This is a genomic window from Agromyces chromiiresistens (assembly GCF_029167465.1).
GTDB classification, from domain to species: domain Bacteria; phylum Actinomycetota; class Actinomycetes; order Actinomycetales; family Microbacteriaceae; genus Agromyces; species Agromyces chromiiresistens.
In genome coordinates this window covers 396352-412688 of record NZ_JARFNL010000004.1, presented here as the reverse complement: position 1 = coordinate 412688, position 16337 = coordinate 396352, and the positions used below count along the sequence as shown (strand labels likewise).

15 protein-coding genes are annotated in these 16337 nt (G+C 71.8%); 13 read left to right on the top strand and 2 right to left on the bottom strand.

Annotated features, from left to right (window positions below; genetic code table 11):
- The first annotated feature begins 109 nt into the window (after positions 1-109).
- Positions 110-619: a GNAT family N-acetyltransferase gene (locus tag PX701_RS09335; RefSeq protein ID WP_231428847.1), complete on the top strand. Its 510-nt coding sequence runs from the start codon at positions 110-112 to the stop codon at positions 617-619.
- 119 nt (positions 620-738) lie between these two features.
- On the opposite strand, the gene PX701_RS09330 is transcribed toward PX701_RS09335, so the two are convergent.
- Both PX701_RS09330 and PX701_RS09325 read right to left on the bottom strand, forming a co-directional pair.
- Positions 739-1236 carry an anthrone oxygenase family protein gene (locus PX701_RS09330; RefSeq protein ID WP_275506119.1) on the bottom strand — a complete coding sequence of 166 codons (498 nt, stop codon included), beginning with the start codon at positions 1234-1236 and terminating at the stop codon, positions 739-741.
- 90 nt (positions 1237-1326) lie between these two features.
- Positions 1327-1755: an ArsR/SmtB family transcription factor gene (locus PX701_RS09325; protein WP_231428849.1), complete on the bottom strand. Its 429-nt coding sequence runs from the start codon at positions 1753-1755 to the stop codon at positions 1327-1329.
- Positions 1756-1827: 72 nt separating this feature from the next.
- On the opposite strand from PX701_RS09325, the gene PX701_RS09320 reads away from it, so the two are divergent.
- From PX701_RS09320 to PX701_RS09265, 12 genes are all read left to right on the top strand, one after another.
- Positions 1828-3273: a TrkH family potassium uptake protein gene (locus PX701_RS09320; protein WP_374201060.1), complete on the top strand. Its 1446-nt coding sequence runs from the start codon at positions 1828-1830 to the stop codon at positions 3271-3273.
- Entirely contained in the window at positions 3266-3934 is a 669-nt protein-coding gene (locus tag PX701_RS09315; RefSeq protein WP_231428850.1) for a potassium channel family protein, read from the top strand. Before PX701_RS09320 ends, PX701_RS09315 begins: the two co-directional genes overlap by 8 nt.
- Before the next feature lie 152 nt (positions 3935-4086).
- On the top strand, positions 4087-5040 hold the full coding sequence (locus PX701_RS09310) for an ABC transporter ATP-binding protein (protein ID WP_275506118.1): 954 nt from the start codon (positions 4087-4089) through the stop codon (positions 5038-5040).
- Positions 5037-6659, top strand: coding sequence for an ABC transporter permease (locus PX701_RS09305; RefSeq protein ID WP_275506117.1), 1623 nt, complete (start codon positions 5037-5039; stop codon positions 6657-6659). The genes PX701_RS09310 and PX701_RS09305 overlap by 4 nt, the downstream gene beginning before the upstream one ends.
- A 28-nt stretch (positions 6660-6687) precedes the next feature.
- Positions 6688-7176, top strand: coding sequence for a GbsR/MarR family transcriptional regulator (locus tag PX701_RS09300; protein WP_231428853.1), 489 nt, complete (start codon positions 6688-6690; stop codon positions 7174-7176).
- A gap of 228 nt (positions 7177-7404) precedes the next feature.
- Positions 7405-7494 (top strand): potassium-transporting ATPase subunit F, encoded by a 90-nt coding sequence (locus PX701_RS09295; RefSeq protein ID WP_122936024.1) that lies wholly within the window; start codon positions 7405-7407, stop codon positions 7492-7494.
- Complete coding sequence (gene kdpA / locus PX701_RS09290; RefSeq protein WP_275506116.1) at positions 7494-9167, top strand: potassium-transporting ATPase subunit KdpA; 1674 nt, start codon at positions 7494-7496, stop codon at positions 9165-9167. Before PX701_RS09295 ends, kdpA begins: the two co-directional genes overlap by 1 nt.
- Before the next feature lie 2 nt (positions 9168-9169).
- Complete coding sequence (kdpB, locus tag PX701_RS09285; RefSeq protein WP_275506115.1) at positions 9170-11413, top strand: potassium-transporting ATPase subunit KdpB; 2244 nt, start codon at positions 9170-9172, stop codon at positions 11411-11413.
- 18 nt (positions 11414-11431) lie between these two features.
- Positions 11432-12046 (top strand): potassium-transporting ATPase subunit KdpC, encoded by a 615-nt coding sequence (kdpC, locus tag PX701_RS09280; protein WP_231428856.1) that lies wholly within the window; start codon positions 11432-11434, stop codon positions 12044-12046.
- Positions 12047-12050: 4 nt separating this feature from the next.
- The gene (locus tag PX701_RS09275; RefSeq protein ID WP_231428857.1) at positions 12051-14573 is read left to right on the top strand and encodes a DUF4118 domain-containing protein; all 2523 of its coding nucleotides are present in this window, start codon (positions 12051-12053) and stop codon (positions 14571-14573) included.
- Positions 14570-15265: a response regulator transcription factor gene (locus PX701_RS09270; protein ID WP_275506114.1), complete on the top strand. Its 696-nt coding sequence runs from the start codon at positions 14570-14572 to the stop codon at positions 15263-15265. The genes PX701_RS09275 and PX701_RS09270 overlap by 4 nt, the downstream gene beginning before the upstream one ends.
- A gap of 256 nt (positions 15266-15521) precedes the next feature.
- Positions 15522-16331, top strand: coding sequence for an LLM class flavin-dependent oxidoreductase (locus PX701_RS09265; protein WP_275506113.1), 810 nt, complete (start codon positions 15522-15524; stop codon positions 16329-16331).
- The last annotated feature ends 6 nt before the right edge of the window (positions 16332-16337 follow it).

The following is a 16337-nucleotide window of genomic DNA, read 5'->3' as shown; positions in this document are numbered from 1 at the left end:
TCACAGAGAAAGATCGTGCCGGCCGCGCGTGCCGCAGCCGAAGGCAGAAAGCCTCGGAGTAGTCTAGCCGATTCCCGAAGCGTTCTCGTTCACGCGCTACCGTCGAGTGATGCACAGCCCCGACTTCGTGATCCGTTCGACGACCGCCGACGACTGGCAGGCGGTGCGCGCACTGCGCCTCGAGATGCTGCGCGACTTCCCGATCGCGTACGGCGAGACGCTCGAGCACGCGCTCGACGTCGACGAGGCGGGGTGGCGGCTGCGCGCGGCACGCGGCGAGCACACCGACCAGGCGGTGCGGGTCGCGATCGACGGAGCCAGGTGGGTGGGCACGATGGCCGGCTACATTCCGGATGCCGCGACCGGGCCCATGCTCGTCGGCGTCTACGTCGCTCCCGGGTACCGCGGCGACGCCGCGGGCGTCTCGCGGGCGCTGCTCGAATCGGTCGAGCGGTGGGCGCTCGGCTTCGCCGACACCCTGCGGCTCGAGGTGCACGAGACGAACGCGCGGGCCATCCGCTTCTACGAGAAGCTCGGCTTCACGTTCACCGGCCGCGACCGCCCGTACGAGCTCGCCCCCGGCGGCCTCGAGCTCGAGATGATCAAGCCGCTCCGCTGACGCCGAGCGCGCCCGTCCTCAGCCGGCGAGTCGCCGAAAAGTGCTCCTCAGCGCTCGCCGAAGAGCGTCTTTTGGCGACTCGATCGTGTGGGGGGGGCGTGGGCGGGGCCGGGACGGACCTAGGGGGCGACGAGGGGAACGACGAGGGGAACGACGAGGCCCGCGCACGCGGCGGCGGAGGCGAGCCAGCGCACGTGGTTCCAGGCGAGCCACGCCGCGCGAAACTCGTGCCAGGCCGCGGCGAGAGCTGCGGCATCCGCCTCGGGAACGGCGGCCAGGCGGTTGTTTCGCGGAACGTTCGCGCCCGCGGTGACGCCGACCGCACCGACGACATAGACGACTGCAGCCGCGGTCACCCACCACGTCGCGTCGGCGAGCTGGCCGACGAACCCGAGCACGACGAGCACCACGAGCACGAGCCCCGTGCCGAAGAGCGCGAGCATGAGCGGCGGGCGCGGCGCCGTCACGTTGATCTCGCGCATCGCCCGGGCGGCGTCGGCGGGCGGCAGTCGATCGAGCCCCTGCACGACGAATCCCGAGAATGCGAAGAAGACGCCCGAGACGGTTCCGGTGCCGACGATGCCGACGACGATGAGGACGGTGGCGACGATGCTCATCGGGACAGTCTGGCGGAAGTTGCCCGAATCCCGAGCCTTGCGACGCGCGCCGGCGCACGTTGCACGACCGCCGGGGTCGGGAGGCTACGGCTACTTGCGCTTGACGACGGCGGTGACCTGGTGCGCGGTCTCGGCGAACGCCTTGCCGATCTTCGAGGCGAAGGCGAGCTGATCGTCGTTCAGTGCCACCTCGTGCGAGTCGGCGCCGGCCAGGGTCGCGGCATCGGCCGCGGCATCGGATGCCGTGAACGGAATGAGCCAGTCTTCGATCGTCTCGAGCGGCGCGCGGTCGAGACGGTAGTACCGGTGCTGGCCCTCTTCGCGCACCGCGACGAGGCCCGACTCGCGCAGCACCTTGAGGTGCTTCGAGACCGTGGGCTGGCTCGTGCCGAGCGCGGCGACGATCTCGGAGACGCTGATCTCCCCGCCGGACTGCGGCACCGTCGTCTCGCGCTCGAGCAGCACGGCGAGGATGTCTCGCCTGGTCGCGTCCGCCACGACGTCGAAGATGTCAGCCATGCCCCAAGGGTAGTCATTCGGGGCGGGGAGTACCATGACACTCGCGCCGGGTAGGGCTGACGAGGGGGGTCGATGCGCGCACAGCGGGTGAGCCGCCTCGGTCGAGTCGACCGGCGTTCGTGGCTCGGGCGTCTTCGCGACGGCGTCGACGCGTTCATGAAGAGCTCGCCGTCGCGCTTCGCGATCGTCGTGTTCGCGGCGCTCATCCTGCTGTTCACGGTGCTCTTCTCACTGCCGATCGCGCGTGCCGGCGAGGCATCCTCGGCGCCGCTCTACGACGCGCTCTTCACGGCCGTCTCGGTCATCTGCGTGACCGGCCTCGCGACGGTCGACATGGCGACCTACTGGTCGCCGTTCGGCCACGCGCTCGTCTACATCGGCGTCAACATCGGCGGTGTCGGCGTGCTGACGCTCGCGACGACGCTCGGCTTCGTGATCTCGCGCCGGCTCGGGCTGCGGGCGAAGCTGATGGCCGCGAGCGACACCAACCCGTCGCGCATCCACGTCGGCCCGGTCGCCGAGCGGCAGGCGGTGCGACTCGGCGAGGTCGGCGGACTGCTCTTCACCGTCGCGGTCAGCGCGTTGGTCATCGAGGGCGTCATCGCCGTCGCGCTGCTGCCGAGCATGCTCGCGGCGGGCTACGACGGCTGGCATTCGATCTGGTACAGCCTCTACTACTCGGCGATGGCGTTCACGAACACGGGCTTCTCGCCGAACCCCGGCGGGCTCGAGCCCTTCGTCGACGACTACTGGATGCAGACGATGCTCATGCTCGGGGTGTTCCTCGGCGCGCTCGGCTTCCCGGTGATCTTCGCGCTCGCCCGCGCCTGGCGCACCCCGCGCAAGTGGAGCGTGCACGTCAAGCTCACCCTCACCACGACGACGATCCTCCTCGTCGCCGGCGCGGCGATGTTCCTGCTGCTCGAGCACGCCAACCCGAAGACGTACGGTCACCTCGACGCGGGGCCGACGATCTTCCAGTCCCTCTTCATGTCGATGATGACGAGGTCGGGCGGCTTCGCGACGATCGACATGCACGACCTGTACGGGTCGAGCCAGCTCGTCAGCAGCATGCTCATGTTCATCGGCGGCGGCTCGGCGTCGACCGCGGGCGGCATCAAGGTGACGACGCTCGCCGTGCTGTTCCTCGCCGCCTTCGCCGAGGCGCGCGGCGCCCCCTCGATGGAGGCGTTCGGCCGGCGCATCCCCCGCGACATGCTGCGCCTGTCGGTGAGCGTCGTGCTGTGGGGCGCCACGATCGTGGCGGTCGCGTCGATCGCGATCCTGCAGATCACGAAGGCGCCGTTCGAGAACGTGCTCTTCGACGTCATCTCCGCGTTCGCGACGTGCGGCCTGTCGACGGGGCTCACCGCCGACCTGCCGCCCGAAGGCGTCTACGTCATGGCCGCGACGATGTTCATGGGCCGTGTCGGCACCGTGACCCTCGCCGCGGCACTCGCCGCGAGCCAGCGCCGCCAACTGTTCAAACGACCGGAAGAGAGGCCCATCGTTGGTTGACAAGATCAGGCACGACGCCCCGGTGCTCGTGATCGGCCTCGGCCGGTTCGGCGCCGCCACCGCCGGCCAGCTCGACCGGCTCGGCCGCGAGGTGCTCGCCGTCGACACCGACGAGAACCTCGTGCAGAAGTGGTCGGAGCGGGTCACCCACGCCGTGGTCGCCGACGCGAAGTCGATCGACGCCCTCAAGCAGATCGGCGCGCAGGACTTCTCGATCGCCGTCTGCGCGGTCGGGTCGTCGATCGAGGCGTCCGTGCTCATCACCGCGAACCTCGTCGACCTCAAGATCCCCCAGATCTGGGCGAAGGCGATCTCGGCGTCGCACGGCAAGATCCTGCAGCGCATCGGCGCGAACCACGTCATCTACCCCGAGCGCGAGGCCGGCGAGCGCACCGCCCACCTCGTGTCGGGCCGCATGCTCGACTTCATCGAGTTCGACGACGACTTCGCGCTCGTGAAGATGTACCCGCCGAAGCCGATCCGCGGCAAGAACCTCACCGAGTCGGGCGTGCGCTCGAAGTACCGCGTGACGGTGGTCGGCGTGAAGAGCCCGGGCAAGCCGTTCACGTACGCGACCGAGAACACGGTCGTGTCGAACCACGACCTGATCATCGTGTCGGGCACCGAGGGCGACATCGAGAAGTTCGCGGCGCTCGAGTAGGCGGGGGTCGGATGCCTCGGAGTGGGACCGCGCGGCGACACGGCGGTGGTCTCGATACGGCGCTTCGCGCCTCCTCGCCGACCGGGAACCCTCCCGTTAGTGTTCCGTTAGGGAGATTCACAAATTTGTGAATCAGGCGTAGCATCGCGCTCATGACGACAGTGATCAGCGCCAGCGGCCTCGAGAAGCGATTCGGCCGCACCGTCGCGCTCGACGGTCTCGACCTCCAGGTCGATGCCGGCGAAGTGCACGGATTCCTCGGCCCGAACGGCGCAGGCAAGTCCACCACCATCCGCATCATCCTCGGCCTCGCCCGGGCGTCGGGCGGCTCGGCCGCGCTCTTCGGGCAGGACCCGTGGAAGCACGCCGGCGAGCTGCACCGGCGCGTCGCGTACGTGCCGGGCGACGTCAGCCTCTGGCCGAACCTCACGGGCGGCGAGGCGATCGACCTGCTCGCCCGCCTCCGCGGCGGCACGCACGACAAGGCCGGCTACGCCGCGCGCAAGCAGCGCCTGCTCGAGGTGTTCGACTTCGACCCGCGCAAGAAGGGCCGCGCCTACTCGAAGGGCAACCGGCAGAAGGTCGCCCTCATCGCCGCGTTCGCGACATCGGCCGAGCTGTACATCCTCGACGAGCCGACGAGCGGCCTCGACCCGCTCATGGAGCAGGTGTTCAACCGCGAGATCGCGCGCGTCTCCGCCGAGGGCGCGACCGTGCTGCTCTCGAGCCACATCCTCTCCGAGGTCGAGGAGCTCTGCGACCGGGTGAGCATCATCCGTGCGGGCAAGACCGTCGAGTCGGGCACGCTCGCAGAGCTGCGCCACCTCACCCGCACCGAGATCGCGTTCGCGGCCGACGGCGTCGACCCCACGACCCTCGCCGCCGAGGTCGACCGCATCCCCGACGCGCACGACCTCCTCATCGATCACGGGCGGGTGAGCTTCACGGTCGACAGCGACCGGGTGACCTCGGTGCTGCCCGAGCTCGCCCGCCTCGACGTGCACGGCCTGACCGTCTCGCCGCCGTCGCTCGAAGAGCTCTTCCTGCGCCACTACGGCGACGAACTCCGCGAGCGCACGGATGTCTCGGAGGAGGCGCTGGCATGAGCACCCTCGGCACGCTGCTCAGGCAGCGACTGCGCCGCGACCGCCTGCAGCTCGCCCTCTGGATCATCGGCATCGGCGTGCTCGCCTACGGCTCGATCGCCGCCGTGCTCGACACCTACGGCGACGAGGCGGAGCGCACCCAGATCCTGCAGCTCGCGACCGCGAGCCGCACGATCCTCGTGTTCCGCGGCACGCCGAACGGTACCGATCTCGGCGCCTTCAGCTTCTTCGAGCTGTTCGCCTGGCTCGCCCTCATGGGCGGGCTCATGAGCACCTTCCTCGTCACCCGGCACACCCGCGCGGAAGAGGAGCAGGGTCGAGCCGAGCTCATCGCCGCGACCCCTGCCGGCCGGGTGAAGCCGACCGTCGCGACGCTCATCCACGGCGTGGTCGCCAATCTCGTGCTCGGCGTCGTCGTCGCACTCGCGTTGATCGGCGCGGGGCTCGAAGCCGAGGGCTCGTGGGTGACGGGCGCGGCGATGGCAGCGACGGGCATCGCGTTCGTCGCGATCGGGCTGTTCGCCGCCCAGCTGTTCCGCACGTCGCGCGGGGCGAACGGCGCGGGCGTCGCGGTCGTCGTGGGGGCGTACCTGCTGCGCGGCATCGGGGATGCCGCGGGCACGCCGTCCGACGACCTGCTGCACGTCACCCCGGCCTGGCCGAGCTGGCTCTCGCCCATCGGCTGGGGGCAGGCGACGGGCGCGTTCGTCGAGAACGAGCTGTGGCCGCTCCTGCTCGCGCTCGGCGTCTCGGTGGTGCTCGTCGCGATCGTGTTCGCGCTGCAGTCGGTGCGCGACCAGGGCGCGAGCCTGCTGCCCGGCCGCAAGGGGCGCGCGTCGGCGAGCTGGGCCCTGTCGAGCTCGTTCGGGCTCGCCTGGCGGCTCAACGTCTCGACGCTCATCGCGTGGGCCGTCGGCGCGGCCGTCGCCGGGCTCACCGCGAGCTCGCTGTCGGGGCTCATCGACGAAGTCAGCGGCGACGTCCCGCAGGTCGTCGACACCCTGCAGGCCGCCCTCGGCGGCGGGGCGACGCTCGAGCAGGCGTTCATCGCGATGTTCTTCAGCATCATCGGCATCCTCGCCGCGTGCTGCGCCGTGCAGGTCGCGATCCGCGCCCGCCAGGAGGAGGCGCACGGCACCGCCGAACAGGTGCTCGCGACGCCCGTGCCGCGCATGCGATGGCTGCTCGAGTACTGGCTCGTCGGCGTGCTCGTGATCGTGGTCGTGCTCGCCGCGGCCTGGCTCGGCGGGCTCGCCGGTTCCGGTGCGTCGAACACCCCGTCGGACCTGGTGCCGCTCATCTCGCAGGCCGCCCTCGCGCAGCTGCCGGTCTCGCTCGTCTTCCTCGGCCTGACCCTGCTCGTGTTCGCGCTGCTGCCGCGGTGGACGATCGGCCTCGGCTGGTCCATCGTCGGCGTCGCCGCGATCGTCGGCGTCTTCGGTCCGCTGCTCGGTGCACCCGACTGGATGGTCGACCTCTCGCCGTTCACCCACTCGCCGGTGCCGACCGGCGACGACATCGACTGGTCGGGCGGGTTCTGGATGATCGCGATCGGACTCGTCGCCGCGGCGCTCGCGGTCGTGTCGATGCGGCGACGCGAGCTCGCCTCGGGCGCCTGACCCGACCTTGGACTGGAAGAATCGAAGGATGGCACGCGACGAGCAGGCACTGAGCACGGCGGTCGAGCAATCGGCCGCCGTGCTCACGGCCGCCGGCTTCCCGAAGATGCCGGCGCGCGTGCTGATGGCGCTCCTCGTCGCCGACGAGGGCGGGCTCACCGCCGCCGAACTCGGCGAGTCGCTCGGCGTGAGCGCCGCCGCGATCTCCGGCGCGGTCAGGTACCTGCGCTCCCTCGGCATCATCCACCGGATGCCGCATCCGGGCAGCCGGCGCGAGCGCTGGGAGATCTTCGACGACGCGTGGTACACGGCGCTCGCCGGCAAGAACTCGGTCTACGGCACCTTCGCCGAGACCGCCGCGCAGGCGATCGACGCGATCGGCGACCCCGAATCCGCCGGTGCCCGGCGCACGGGCGAGATGGTCGCGTTCTTCCGCTTCATCGAGGGCAAGATGCCCGAGCTCCTCACCGAATGGGAGGCGCTGCGCGCCGCCTCCGCTTCGGCCCCGGTCGAGTAAGCAGGGCGTAGGCACCGCGCAGGGCGGGCGTTAGGGGTCCGTGAGGATCGGCCGCGAGGCATCCCGGGCGGTGTTGCATCGGGGGTGCAGCGCAGGGGCGCTGCCCGCCGCCGCGTGAGCGGGGCGGATCCCGAACCCTGGAGTCTCCGTGCTCGACATCGTCTACCTCCTCGGCATCCTGGCCGTGTTCGTGGTCGTCGGCCTCATCGCCAAGGGGGTCGAGAAGCTGTGATCGTGTTCGAGCTCCTCGCCGCCGCGCTGGGCGTCGCCGCCGTCGTCTACCTCGTGGTCGCACTCGTGAAACCCGAGCGCTTCTGATGGCGGCCCTCCTCGCCGTCGCGCAGGCGGCGACCCTCGCACTCGTCCTCGGCCTGCTGTACCGCCCGCTCGGCGACTACATGGCCCGCATCTACACGAGCGACCGCGACCTGAAGGTCGAGCGCGGCCTGTACCGCCTGATCGGGGTCGACCCCCGCGGCGAGCAGTCGTGGCCCGCGTACCTGCGCGGGGTGCTCGCGTTCTCGCTCGTCGGGCTGCTGCTCGTCTACGCGCTGCAGCGCATGCAGGCCGTGCTGCCGTACTCGCTCGGCCTGCCGGCCGTGCCCGAGGGGCTCGCCTTCAACACCGCCGCGTCGTTCGTCGCGAACACGAACTGGCAGTCGTACTCGCCCGAGCTGACGATGGGCTACACCGTGCAGCTCGCGGGCCTCGCGGTGCAGAACTTCGTCTCGGCCGCCGTCGGCATCGCAGTCGCCGTCGCCCTCGTGCGCGGCTTCGCGCGACGCGGCTCGGCGACGATCGGCAACTTCTGGGTCGACCTCGTGCGCGGCGCGTTCCGGCTGCTGCTGCCCCTCTCGATCGTGGGCGCGATCGTGCTCGTCGTCGGTGGCGTCGTGCAGAACTTCAACGGGTTCACCGAGGTCTCGACCCTCGCCGGCGGCACCCAGCAGCTGCCCGGCGGCCCCGTCGCGAGCCAGGAGGTCATCAAGCTCCTCGGCACGAACGGCGGCGGCTTCTTCAACGCGAACTCGGCGCACCCGTTCGAGAACCCGACCGCGTGGACCAACCTCTTCGAGGTCGTGCTCATGCTCGCGATCCCGTTCGCACTCCCCCGCACATTCGGCCGCATGGTCGGCTCGAACCGGCAGGGCTATGCGATCCTCGCGGTCATGGCGACGCTCTACGTGGTCTCGCTCGTGACCCTCAGCGCGCTCGAGGCGGCCGGCAACGGCACGGCGCCGCAGCTCGCCGGCGCCGCGATGGAGGGCAAGGAGGCGCGCTTCGGCATCTTCGGATCGACCCTGTTCGGCACGACCTCGACGCTCACCTCGACCGGCGCCGTCAACTCGATGCACGACTCGTTCACCGCCCTCGGCGGCATGATGCCGATGCTCAACATGATGCTCGGCGAGGTCGCCCCCGGCGGCGTCGGCTCGGGCCTCTACGGCATGCTCGTGCTCGCGGTCATCGCGGTGTTCATCGCCGGCCTGCTCGTCGGCCGCACCCCCGAGTACCTCGGCAAGAAGATCGGCCCGCGCGAGATCAAGCTCGCGAGCCTCTACATCCTCGTGACGCCGACGCTCGTGCTCGCGGGCACCGCGCTGAGCTTCGCGATCCCCGGCGTGCGGGAGGACGTCGAACACGTCTCGATCTGGAACCCCGGCGTGCACGGCATGAGCGAGGTGCTCTACGCCTTCACGAGCGCGTCGAACAACAACGGTTCGGCCTTCGCGGGACTCACCGCGAACACGCCGTGGCTGAACACCGCGCTCGGCGTCGCGATGCTGCTCGGCCGGTTCGTGCCGATCGTGTTCGTGCTCGCGCTCGCCGGCTCGCTCGCCGCGCAGCGGAAGGTGCCCGAGACCGCCGGCACCCTGCCGACCTACAAGCCGCAGTTCGTCGGTCTGCTGGTCGGCGTCACCGTGCTCATCACGGCCCTCACCTACTTCCCCGTGCTCACGCTCGGACCCCTCGCAGAAGGACTCAGCTAGTCATGTCGCTCACCACCGCCTCGCACGGTTCGGATGCCTCGGCCTCCGCCGGCGCGACCGAAGAGCACCACCCGCACCCGCACCCGAGGCCGAAGGCCCCGTTCGGTCTGCGCCAGCTCGTCACCGCCCTGCCGGGCGCGCTGCGCAAGCTCGACCCGCGGCAGATGTGGCGCAACCCCGTCATGTTCCTCGTCGAGGCCGGCGCCGTGCTGACGACGGCGCTCGCGATCGCCGAGCCCTTCCTCGGGGGGCCGGGCACCTCTGGCGGCAGCGCCGTGCCGCCGAGCTTCACCTGGGCGATCGCCGCCTGGCTGTGGCTGACCGTGATCTTCGCGAACGTCGCCGAGGCGGTCGCCGAGGGCCGGGGCAAGGCGCAGGCCGACACCCTGCGCAAGACCCGCATGTCGACGATCGCACACCGCGTCGACGCGTCCGACGAGGTGTCCGACGCCCTGGCCGAACGCAGCGCCCCGACCGACGTCTCGTCGGCGGACCTGCGGCTCGGCGACCTCGTCGTCGTCTCGGCCGGCGAGCTCATCCCGGGCGACGGCGACATCGTGCAGGGCATCGCCTCGGTCGACGAGTCGGCCATCACGGGCGAGTCGGCACCGGTCGTGCGCGAGTCGGGCGGCGACCGCTCTGCCGTGACGGGCGGCACCCGGGTGCTGAGCGACCGCATCGTCGTGCGCATCACCTCGAAGCCCGGCGAGACCTTCGTCGACCGCATGATCGCCCTCGTCGAGGGCGCCGCCCGGCAGAAGACGCCGAACGAGATCGCGCTGAACATCCTGCTCGCGAGCCTGTCGATCGTGTTCGTCGTGGTCGTGCTCACGCTCAACCCGATCGCCTCGTACGCGGCGTCGCCGGTCAGCATCACCGTGCTGGTCGCCCTGCTCGTGTGCCTCATCCCGACGACGATCGGCGCCCTGCTCTCGGCGATCGGCATCGCCGGCATGGACCGCCTCGTGCAGCGCAACGTGCTCGCGATGTCTGGCCGCGCGGTCGAGGCCGCGGGCGACGTCACCACGCTGCTGCTCGACAAGACCGGCACGATCACCTACGGCAACCGCCGGGCGAGCGAGTTCGTGCCGATGCCCGGCATCGACGAGGCCGAGCTCGTGCGGGCGGCGGCGCTCGCCTCGCTCGCCGACCCCACCCCCGAGGGGTCGTCGATCGTCGAGCTCGCCGCAAGCCGCGGCTGGGCCCCCGCGCCCCGAGGCTCCGCGCAGCGCGCCAGCGATGCGTGGAGTGGGCGTGGGGACCGGTTCGAAGCGGCGCCCGAGGGCGAGGTCGTGCCGTTCACCGCGCAGACCCGCATGTCGGGGCTCGACCTGGCCGACGGCACGATCCTGCGCAAGGGCGCGGGCTCGGCCGTGACGGCCTGGGTCGAGGCATCCGCCCCGATCGACCGTGCGACGGCCGGCGAACTCGCCCGGCGCGTCGACGCGATCTCGGCCGGCGGCGGCACCCCGCTCGTCGTCGCGGTGCACGAGCCGGGGTCGGCACCGCGTCTGCTCGGCGTCGTGCACCTCAAGGACATCGTGAAGGACGGCCTCGTCGAGCGGTTCGCCGAGCTGCGCGCGATGGGCATCCGCACCGTCATGATCACGGGCGACAACCCGCTGACCGCGAAGGCCATCGCCGCCGAGGCGGGCGTCGACGACTACCTCGCAGAGGCCACCCCCGAGGACAAGCTCGCGCTGATCCGCCGCGAACAGGAGGGCGGCAACCTCGTCGCGATGACCGGCGACGGCACGAACGACGCTCCCGCGCTCGCGCAGGCCGACGTCGGCGTCGCGATGAACACCGGCACGTCGGCCGCGAAGGAGGCCGGCAACATGGTCGACCTCGACAGCGACCCGACGAAGCTCATCGACATCGTGCGCATCGGCAAGCAGCTGCTCATCACGCGCGGTGCGCTCACGACGTTCTCGATCGCGAACGACGTCGCGAAGTACTTCGCGATCATCCCGGCGATGTTCGCGGGCGTGTTCCCGGGACTCGAGGCGCTCAACCTCATGCAACTGCACTCCCCCGCGTCGGCGGTGCTGTCGGCGATCGTGTTCAACGCGATCGTGATCGTCTTCCTCATCCCGCTCGCACTGCGCGGCGTGAAGTACCGGCCCGGCGACGCGAGCTCGATCCTCAGCCGCAACCTGCTCGTCTACGGACTCGGCGGCATCATCGCCCCGTTCATCGGCATCAAGCTCATCGACCTCGTCATCAGCCTCATCCCGGGCTTCTAGGCCGAAAGGAACATTCGCATGGCCTCCACCCGCACCACCCTCCGCACCCACTGGGTCGCGCTCCGCGCGATGCTCGTCTTCACCCTCGTGCTCGGCGTCGCGTACACCGCACTCGTCACCGCGATCGGCCAGCTCGCCCTGCCCGCCCGGGCGAACGGCTCGCTCGTGCACGACGCCGCCGGCGAGGTCGTCGGCTCGTCGCTCATCGGGCAATCGTTCGCGGATGCCTCGGGCGCGCCCCTGCCCGGGTGGTTCCAGCCCCGACCGTCGGCGGCCGGAGACGGCTACGACGGCGGCGCGTCGAGCGGCAGCAACCTCGGCCCCGAGAACCCCGACCTCGTCTCGGCGATCGGCGAGCGCCGTTCGCGGGTCGCCGCGGCCGACGGCGTCTCGCCCGACGCGGTGCCCGCCGACGCCCTCACGGCCTCGGGCTCGGGCCTCGACCCGCACATCAGTCCCGAGTACGCGCGCCGGCAGGTCGCCCGCGTGGCCGAGGTGCGCGGTCTGCCCGAGGCCGAGGTCGCGAAGCTCGTCGACGCCCACGTGCAGGGGCGCGACCTCGGCTACCTCGGCGACGAGACCGTGAACGTGCTCGAGCTCAACCTCGCGCTCGCAGCGCTGGTGGGAGACTGACCACATGAAGCGGGGGCGATTGCGGGTGCTGCTGGGTGCCGCTCCCGGCGTCGGCAAGACCTACACCATGCTCGAGGAGGGCAGGCGACTCGTCGGCGAGGGGCACGACGTCGTCGTCGGCTTCGTCGAGACGCACGGGCGGCGCGCGACCGCCGACATGGCCGAGGGGCTCGAGATCGTGCCCCGACGCGCGATCGAGCACCGGGGCGTGACCCTCGACGAGATGGACCTCGACGCGGTGCTCGCGCGCCGGCCCGAGGTCGCCCTCGTCGACGAGCTCGCCCACACGAACGCCCCCGGCTCGCGCCACGCGAAGCGCTGGCAGGACGTCGAGGAGCTGCTCGACGCCGGCATCGACGTCGTCTCGACCGTGAACACGCAGCACATCGAGTCGCTCGGCGACGTCGTGCTGCAGATCACGGGAGTGCCGCAGCGCGAGACCATCCCCGACCGGGTGCTGCGCGCCGCCGACCAGGTCGAGGTCGTCGACCTGTCGCCGCAGGCCCTGCGCGACCGGCTCTCGGGCGGCCTCGTCTACCCCGCCGAGCGCATCGACGCCGCGCTGTCGAACTACTTCCGGCTCGGCAACCTCACCGCGCTCCGCGAGATCGCGCTGCTGTGGCTCGCCGACGAGGTCGACCAGGCGCTCAAGAAGTACCGGGCCGAGCACGGCATCGACCGCAAGTGGGAGGCGCGCGAGCGCGTCGTCGTCGCGCTCACGGGCGGACCCGAGGGCGAGACCCTGCTGCGCCGCGGCGCCCGCATCGCCGCCCGCGCGTCGGGCGGCGAGCTCATCGCCGTGCACGTGACGAACCCCGACGGCATGCGGGCGAGGCATCCCGGCGCGCTCGACGCCCAGCGCACGCTCGTCGAGCAGCTGGGCGGCACGTTCCACCAGGTGGTCGGCGAGGACGTGCCGCGTGCGCTCGTCGAGTTCGCGCGGTCGATGGACGCGACGCAGCTCGTCATCGGCGTCAGCCGCCGGTCGCGCCTCGCGGCCGCGTTCTCACCGCCGGGCATCGGCGCGACGGTGATCCGCGAGTCCGGCGACATCGACGTGCACATCGTGACCCACGCCGCAGCCGGTGCTGCGGTCTCGCTGCCCCGGCTCGCGCGCGGCGCGCTCGGCCGCACGCGGCTCGTGATGGGATTCGTCGTGGCGCTCGTCGCGGGGCCGCTGCTCAGCTGGGTGCTGACGCGCTTCCACACCGAGTCGTCGATCACGAGCGACGTGCTCGCGTACCAGCTGCTCGTCATCGTCGTCGCACTCATCGGCGGCATCTGGCCGGCCCTGTTCGCGGCCGTGCTCTCGGGCCTCACGCTGAACTTCCTCTTCATCGAACCGCTCTACACGCTCACGATCGCCGAGCCGCGCCAACTGCTGGCCCTCGTCTTCTACGTCGCCAACGCGCTGCTCGTGAGCTACGTCGTCGACCAGGCCGCCCGCCGCACCCGAGAGGCGCGGCGAGCGGCCGCCGAGTCGCAGATGCTCGCGACCATGGCCGGCAGCGTGCTGCGCGGCGAGGACGCCCTGCAGGCGATGGTCACCCGCACGCGCGAGGCGTTCGGTCTGACGGGCGTGCGGCTCCTGGTCGACGGCGAGCCGGTCGTCGCCGACGGCGAGCCCTCGAACGACGACCGCGTCACGCTGCTGCCCATCGCCGACCGCGCCGTGCTCGAGCTGCACGGACACGACCCCGATACCTCGGAGCGGCGCCTGCTGCAGGTCATCGCCACCCAGATGGATGCGGCCCTCGAGCACGGCGCGCTCGCCCGTGCCGCCGAGACCGCCGACGCGCTCGCCGAGACCGACCGGGTGCGCTCGGCGCTGCTCGCCGCGGTCGGGCACGACCTGCGACGACCGCTCACCTCTGCCTCGGCCGCCATCAGCGCGCTGAGGTCGGCCGAGGTACGGCTGCCCGACGACGAGCGGCAGGAGCTGCTCGACACGGCCGCCGAGAGCCTCGACTCGCTCGCCGAGCTCGTCACGAACCTGCTCGACGTGAGCCGCGTGCAGGCCGGGGCGCTCGCGGTGCGGCTCGCACCGGTGGAGGCGGCCGACGTCGTGTTCCCCGCACTCGACGAGCTCGGGCTCGGGCCGGGCGAGGTCGAACTCGATCTCGCCGACGATGCGCCGCAACTGCTCGCCGACGCGGGCCTGCTGCAGCGCGTCGTCGTGAACCTGCTCGCGAACGCGGTGCGGCACTCCCCCGTGGGCGAGCGGGTGCGGCTCGCGGCGTCCGGATTCCGCGGTCACGTGCAGTTGCGCATCGTCGACCGGGGTCCGGGCATCCCGCCCGAGCGCCGCGACGAGGTGTTCACCCCGTTCCAGCGGCTCGGCGACACCGACAACGAGACCGGGCTGGGACTCGGACTCGCCCTGTCGAAGGGGTTCGTCGAGGGCATGGACGGCACACTGGAGGTCGAGGACACACCGGGCGGTGGACTCACGATGGTGGTCACCCTGCCGGCCGTGACCGCCGACCGCGACGCCCGCCCACCCGCGACACCCGAGGAGGCGCGATGAGGATCCTCCTCGCCGACGACGACGAGCAGCTGCAGCGCGCCCTGCGCATCACGCTCGCCGCGAGGGGGTACGACGTGCTGCACGCGCGCGACGGCGCCGAGGCCATCGACCAGGCGGCCAACGGGCACCCCGATCTCATCCTGCTCGACCTGGGCATGCCGAAGGTCGACGGCATCGACGTGATCCGGGCCGTTCGGGCGTGGTCGAGCGTGCCGATCCTCGTGCTGTCAGGGCGCACCGACTCGGGCGAGAAGGTCGAGGCGCTCGACGCCGGTGCCGACGACTACGTCACGAAGCCGTTCGCGATGGACGAGCTCCTCGCCCGCATCCGTGCGCGCTCGCGCCGGCCGGCCGACGACGGCGACGGGGCGGCCGTGCATCGGGTCGGCGAGCTGGAGGTCGACCTCGCCGCCCGGGTCGTGCGGCCCGTCGCATCCGAGGGCGGCGGCCGCGAGGCATCCGTTCGCCTGACGCCGACCGAGTGGCGGCTCCTCGAGCTGTTCCTCAAGCACCCCGGGCGGCTGCTCACGCGCGAGATGCTGCTGAGCGAGGTGTGGGGCCCGTATCACGCGAACGACGCCGGATACCTGCGGCTCTACGTCGCGCAGCTGCGGCGCAAGCTCGAGCCGGTGCCGTCGGAGCCCCGCCACTTCCTCAACGAACCGGGCCTCGGGTACCGCTTCGAGCCGTAGGCGACGTCGGGTCGTCGGCAGCGCACCCGCCGGATCGCGCGTTGATCCCCGCCCGACCAGCTGGGATCGTCCCTCCGGTGAACCCGACCACACGGCCACACGGCCACACGGCCACACGGCCACACGGCCACACGACCACACGACCAGTGATGCGAACCCGCCGCCGCTCGTCACCCGCGCCCTACCTCCGACGGAGTACGCGCAGTGTCGCCGCCGGGCGGATGTGCGGCCGGCGCGGCTCGCGCAGGATCGAGGCATGACCGACCACTCCTTCCGATTCGGCGCCGTCGTCGGGCGACGCGGCACGGCAGCCGTCTGGGGCGCCACTGCGCGCGAGCTCGAGCAGGCGGGCTTCTCGTCGCTGCTCGTGCCCGACACGCTCGGTACCGCCTCCCCGTTCCTCGCACTCGCGGCCGCCGCGACGACGACCGAGCGGCTGCACCTCGGCACGTGGGTGCTCGCCGCGCCCCTGCGGTCGGCGGCTGCCGTCGCACGCGGGGCGTCGACCCTGCACGAGCTCGCGGGCGGGCGATTCGAGCTCGGCCTCGGCGCGGGGCGCACCGGCGGCGAGCACGACGCCCTCCGGCTCGGCGTCGACTGGGGTGCGCCCGGCCGGCGCGTCGACGCGGTCGAGCGGGTGCTGATCGCCGTGCACGCCGAGCTGCCGGACCTGCCGGTCGTGATCGCGGGCAACGGCGACCGGATGCTGCGCCTCGCCGGCGCCCATGCGCGCACGCTCGCCCTCGCCGTGCCGCCGACCGCGACGGTCGACGAGGTGGCCGCGCTCGCGACCCGCGCCCGGGATCGGGCGGGCGCCGACCTCGAGATCGCGCTGCAGGTCGCCGGCGTGGGCGAGTCCCTGCCCGAGTGGCTGTCGACGCGGCTCGGGCTGACGCCCGAAGGGCTGCGCGAGGCCGACGCGGCGGCCCTCCTCTCGGGCGACGTCGACCGCGACGCCGCCCACCTCGAGCGGCTGCGGGAGGTCGCCGGCGTCTCGTACGTCACGATGTCGCACGAGCACGCCGCCGTGCTCGGCCCGCTCGTCGCGAGGCTCGCCGGCCGCTGACGGCTG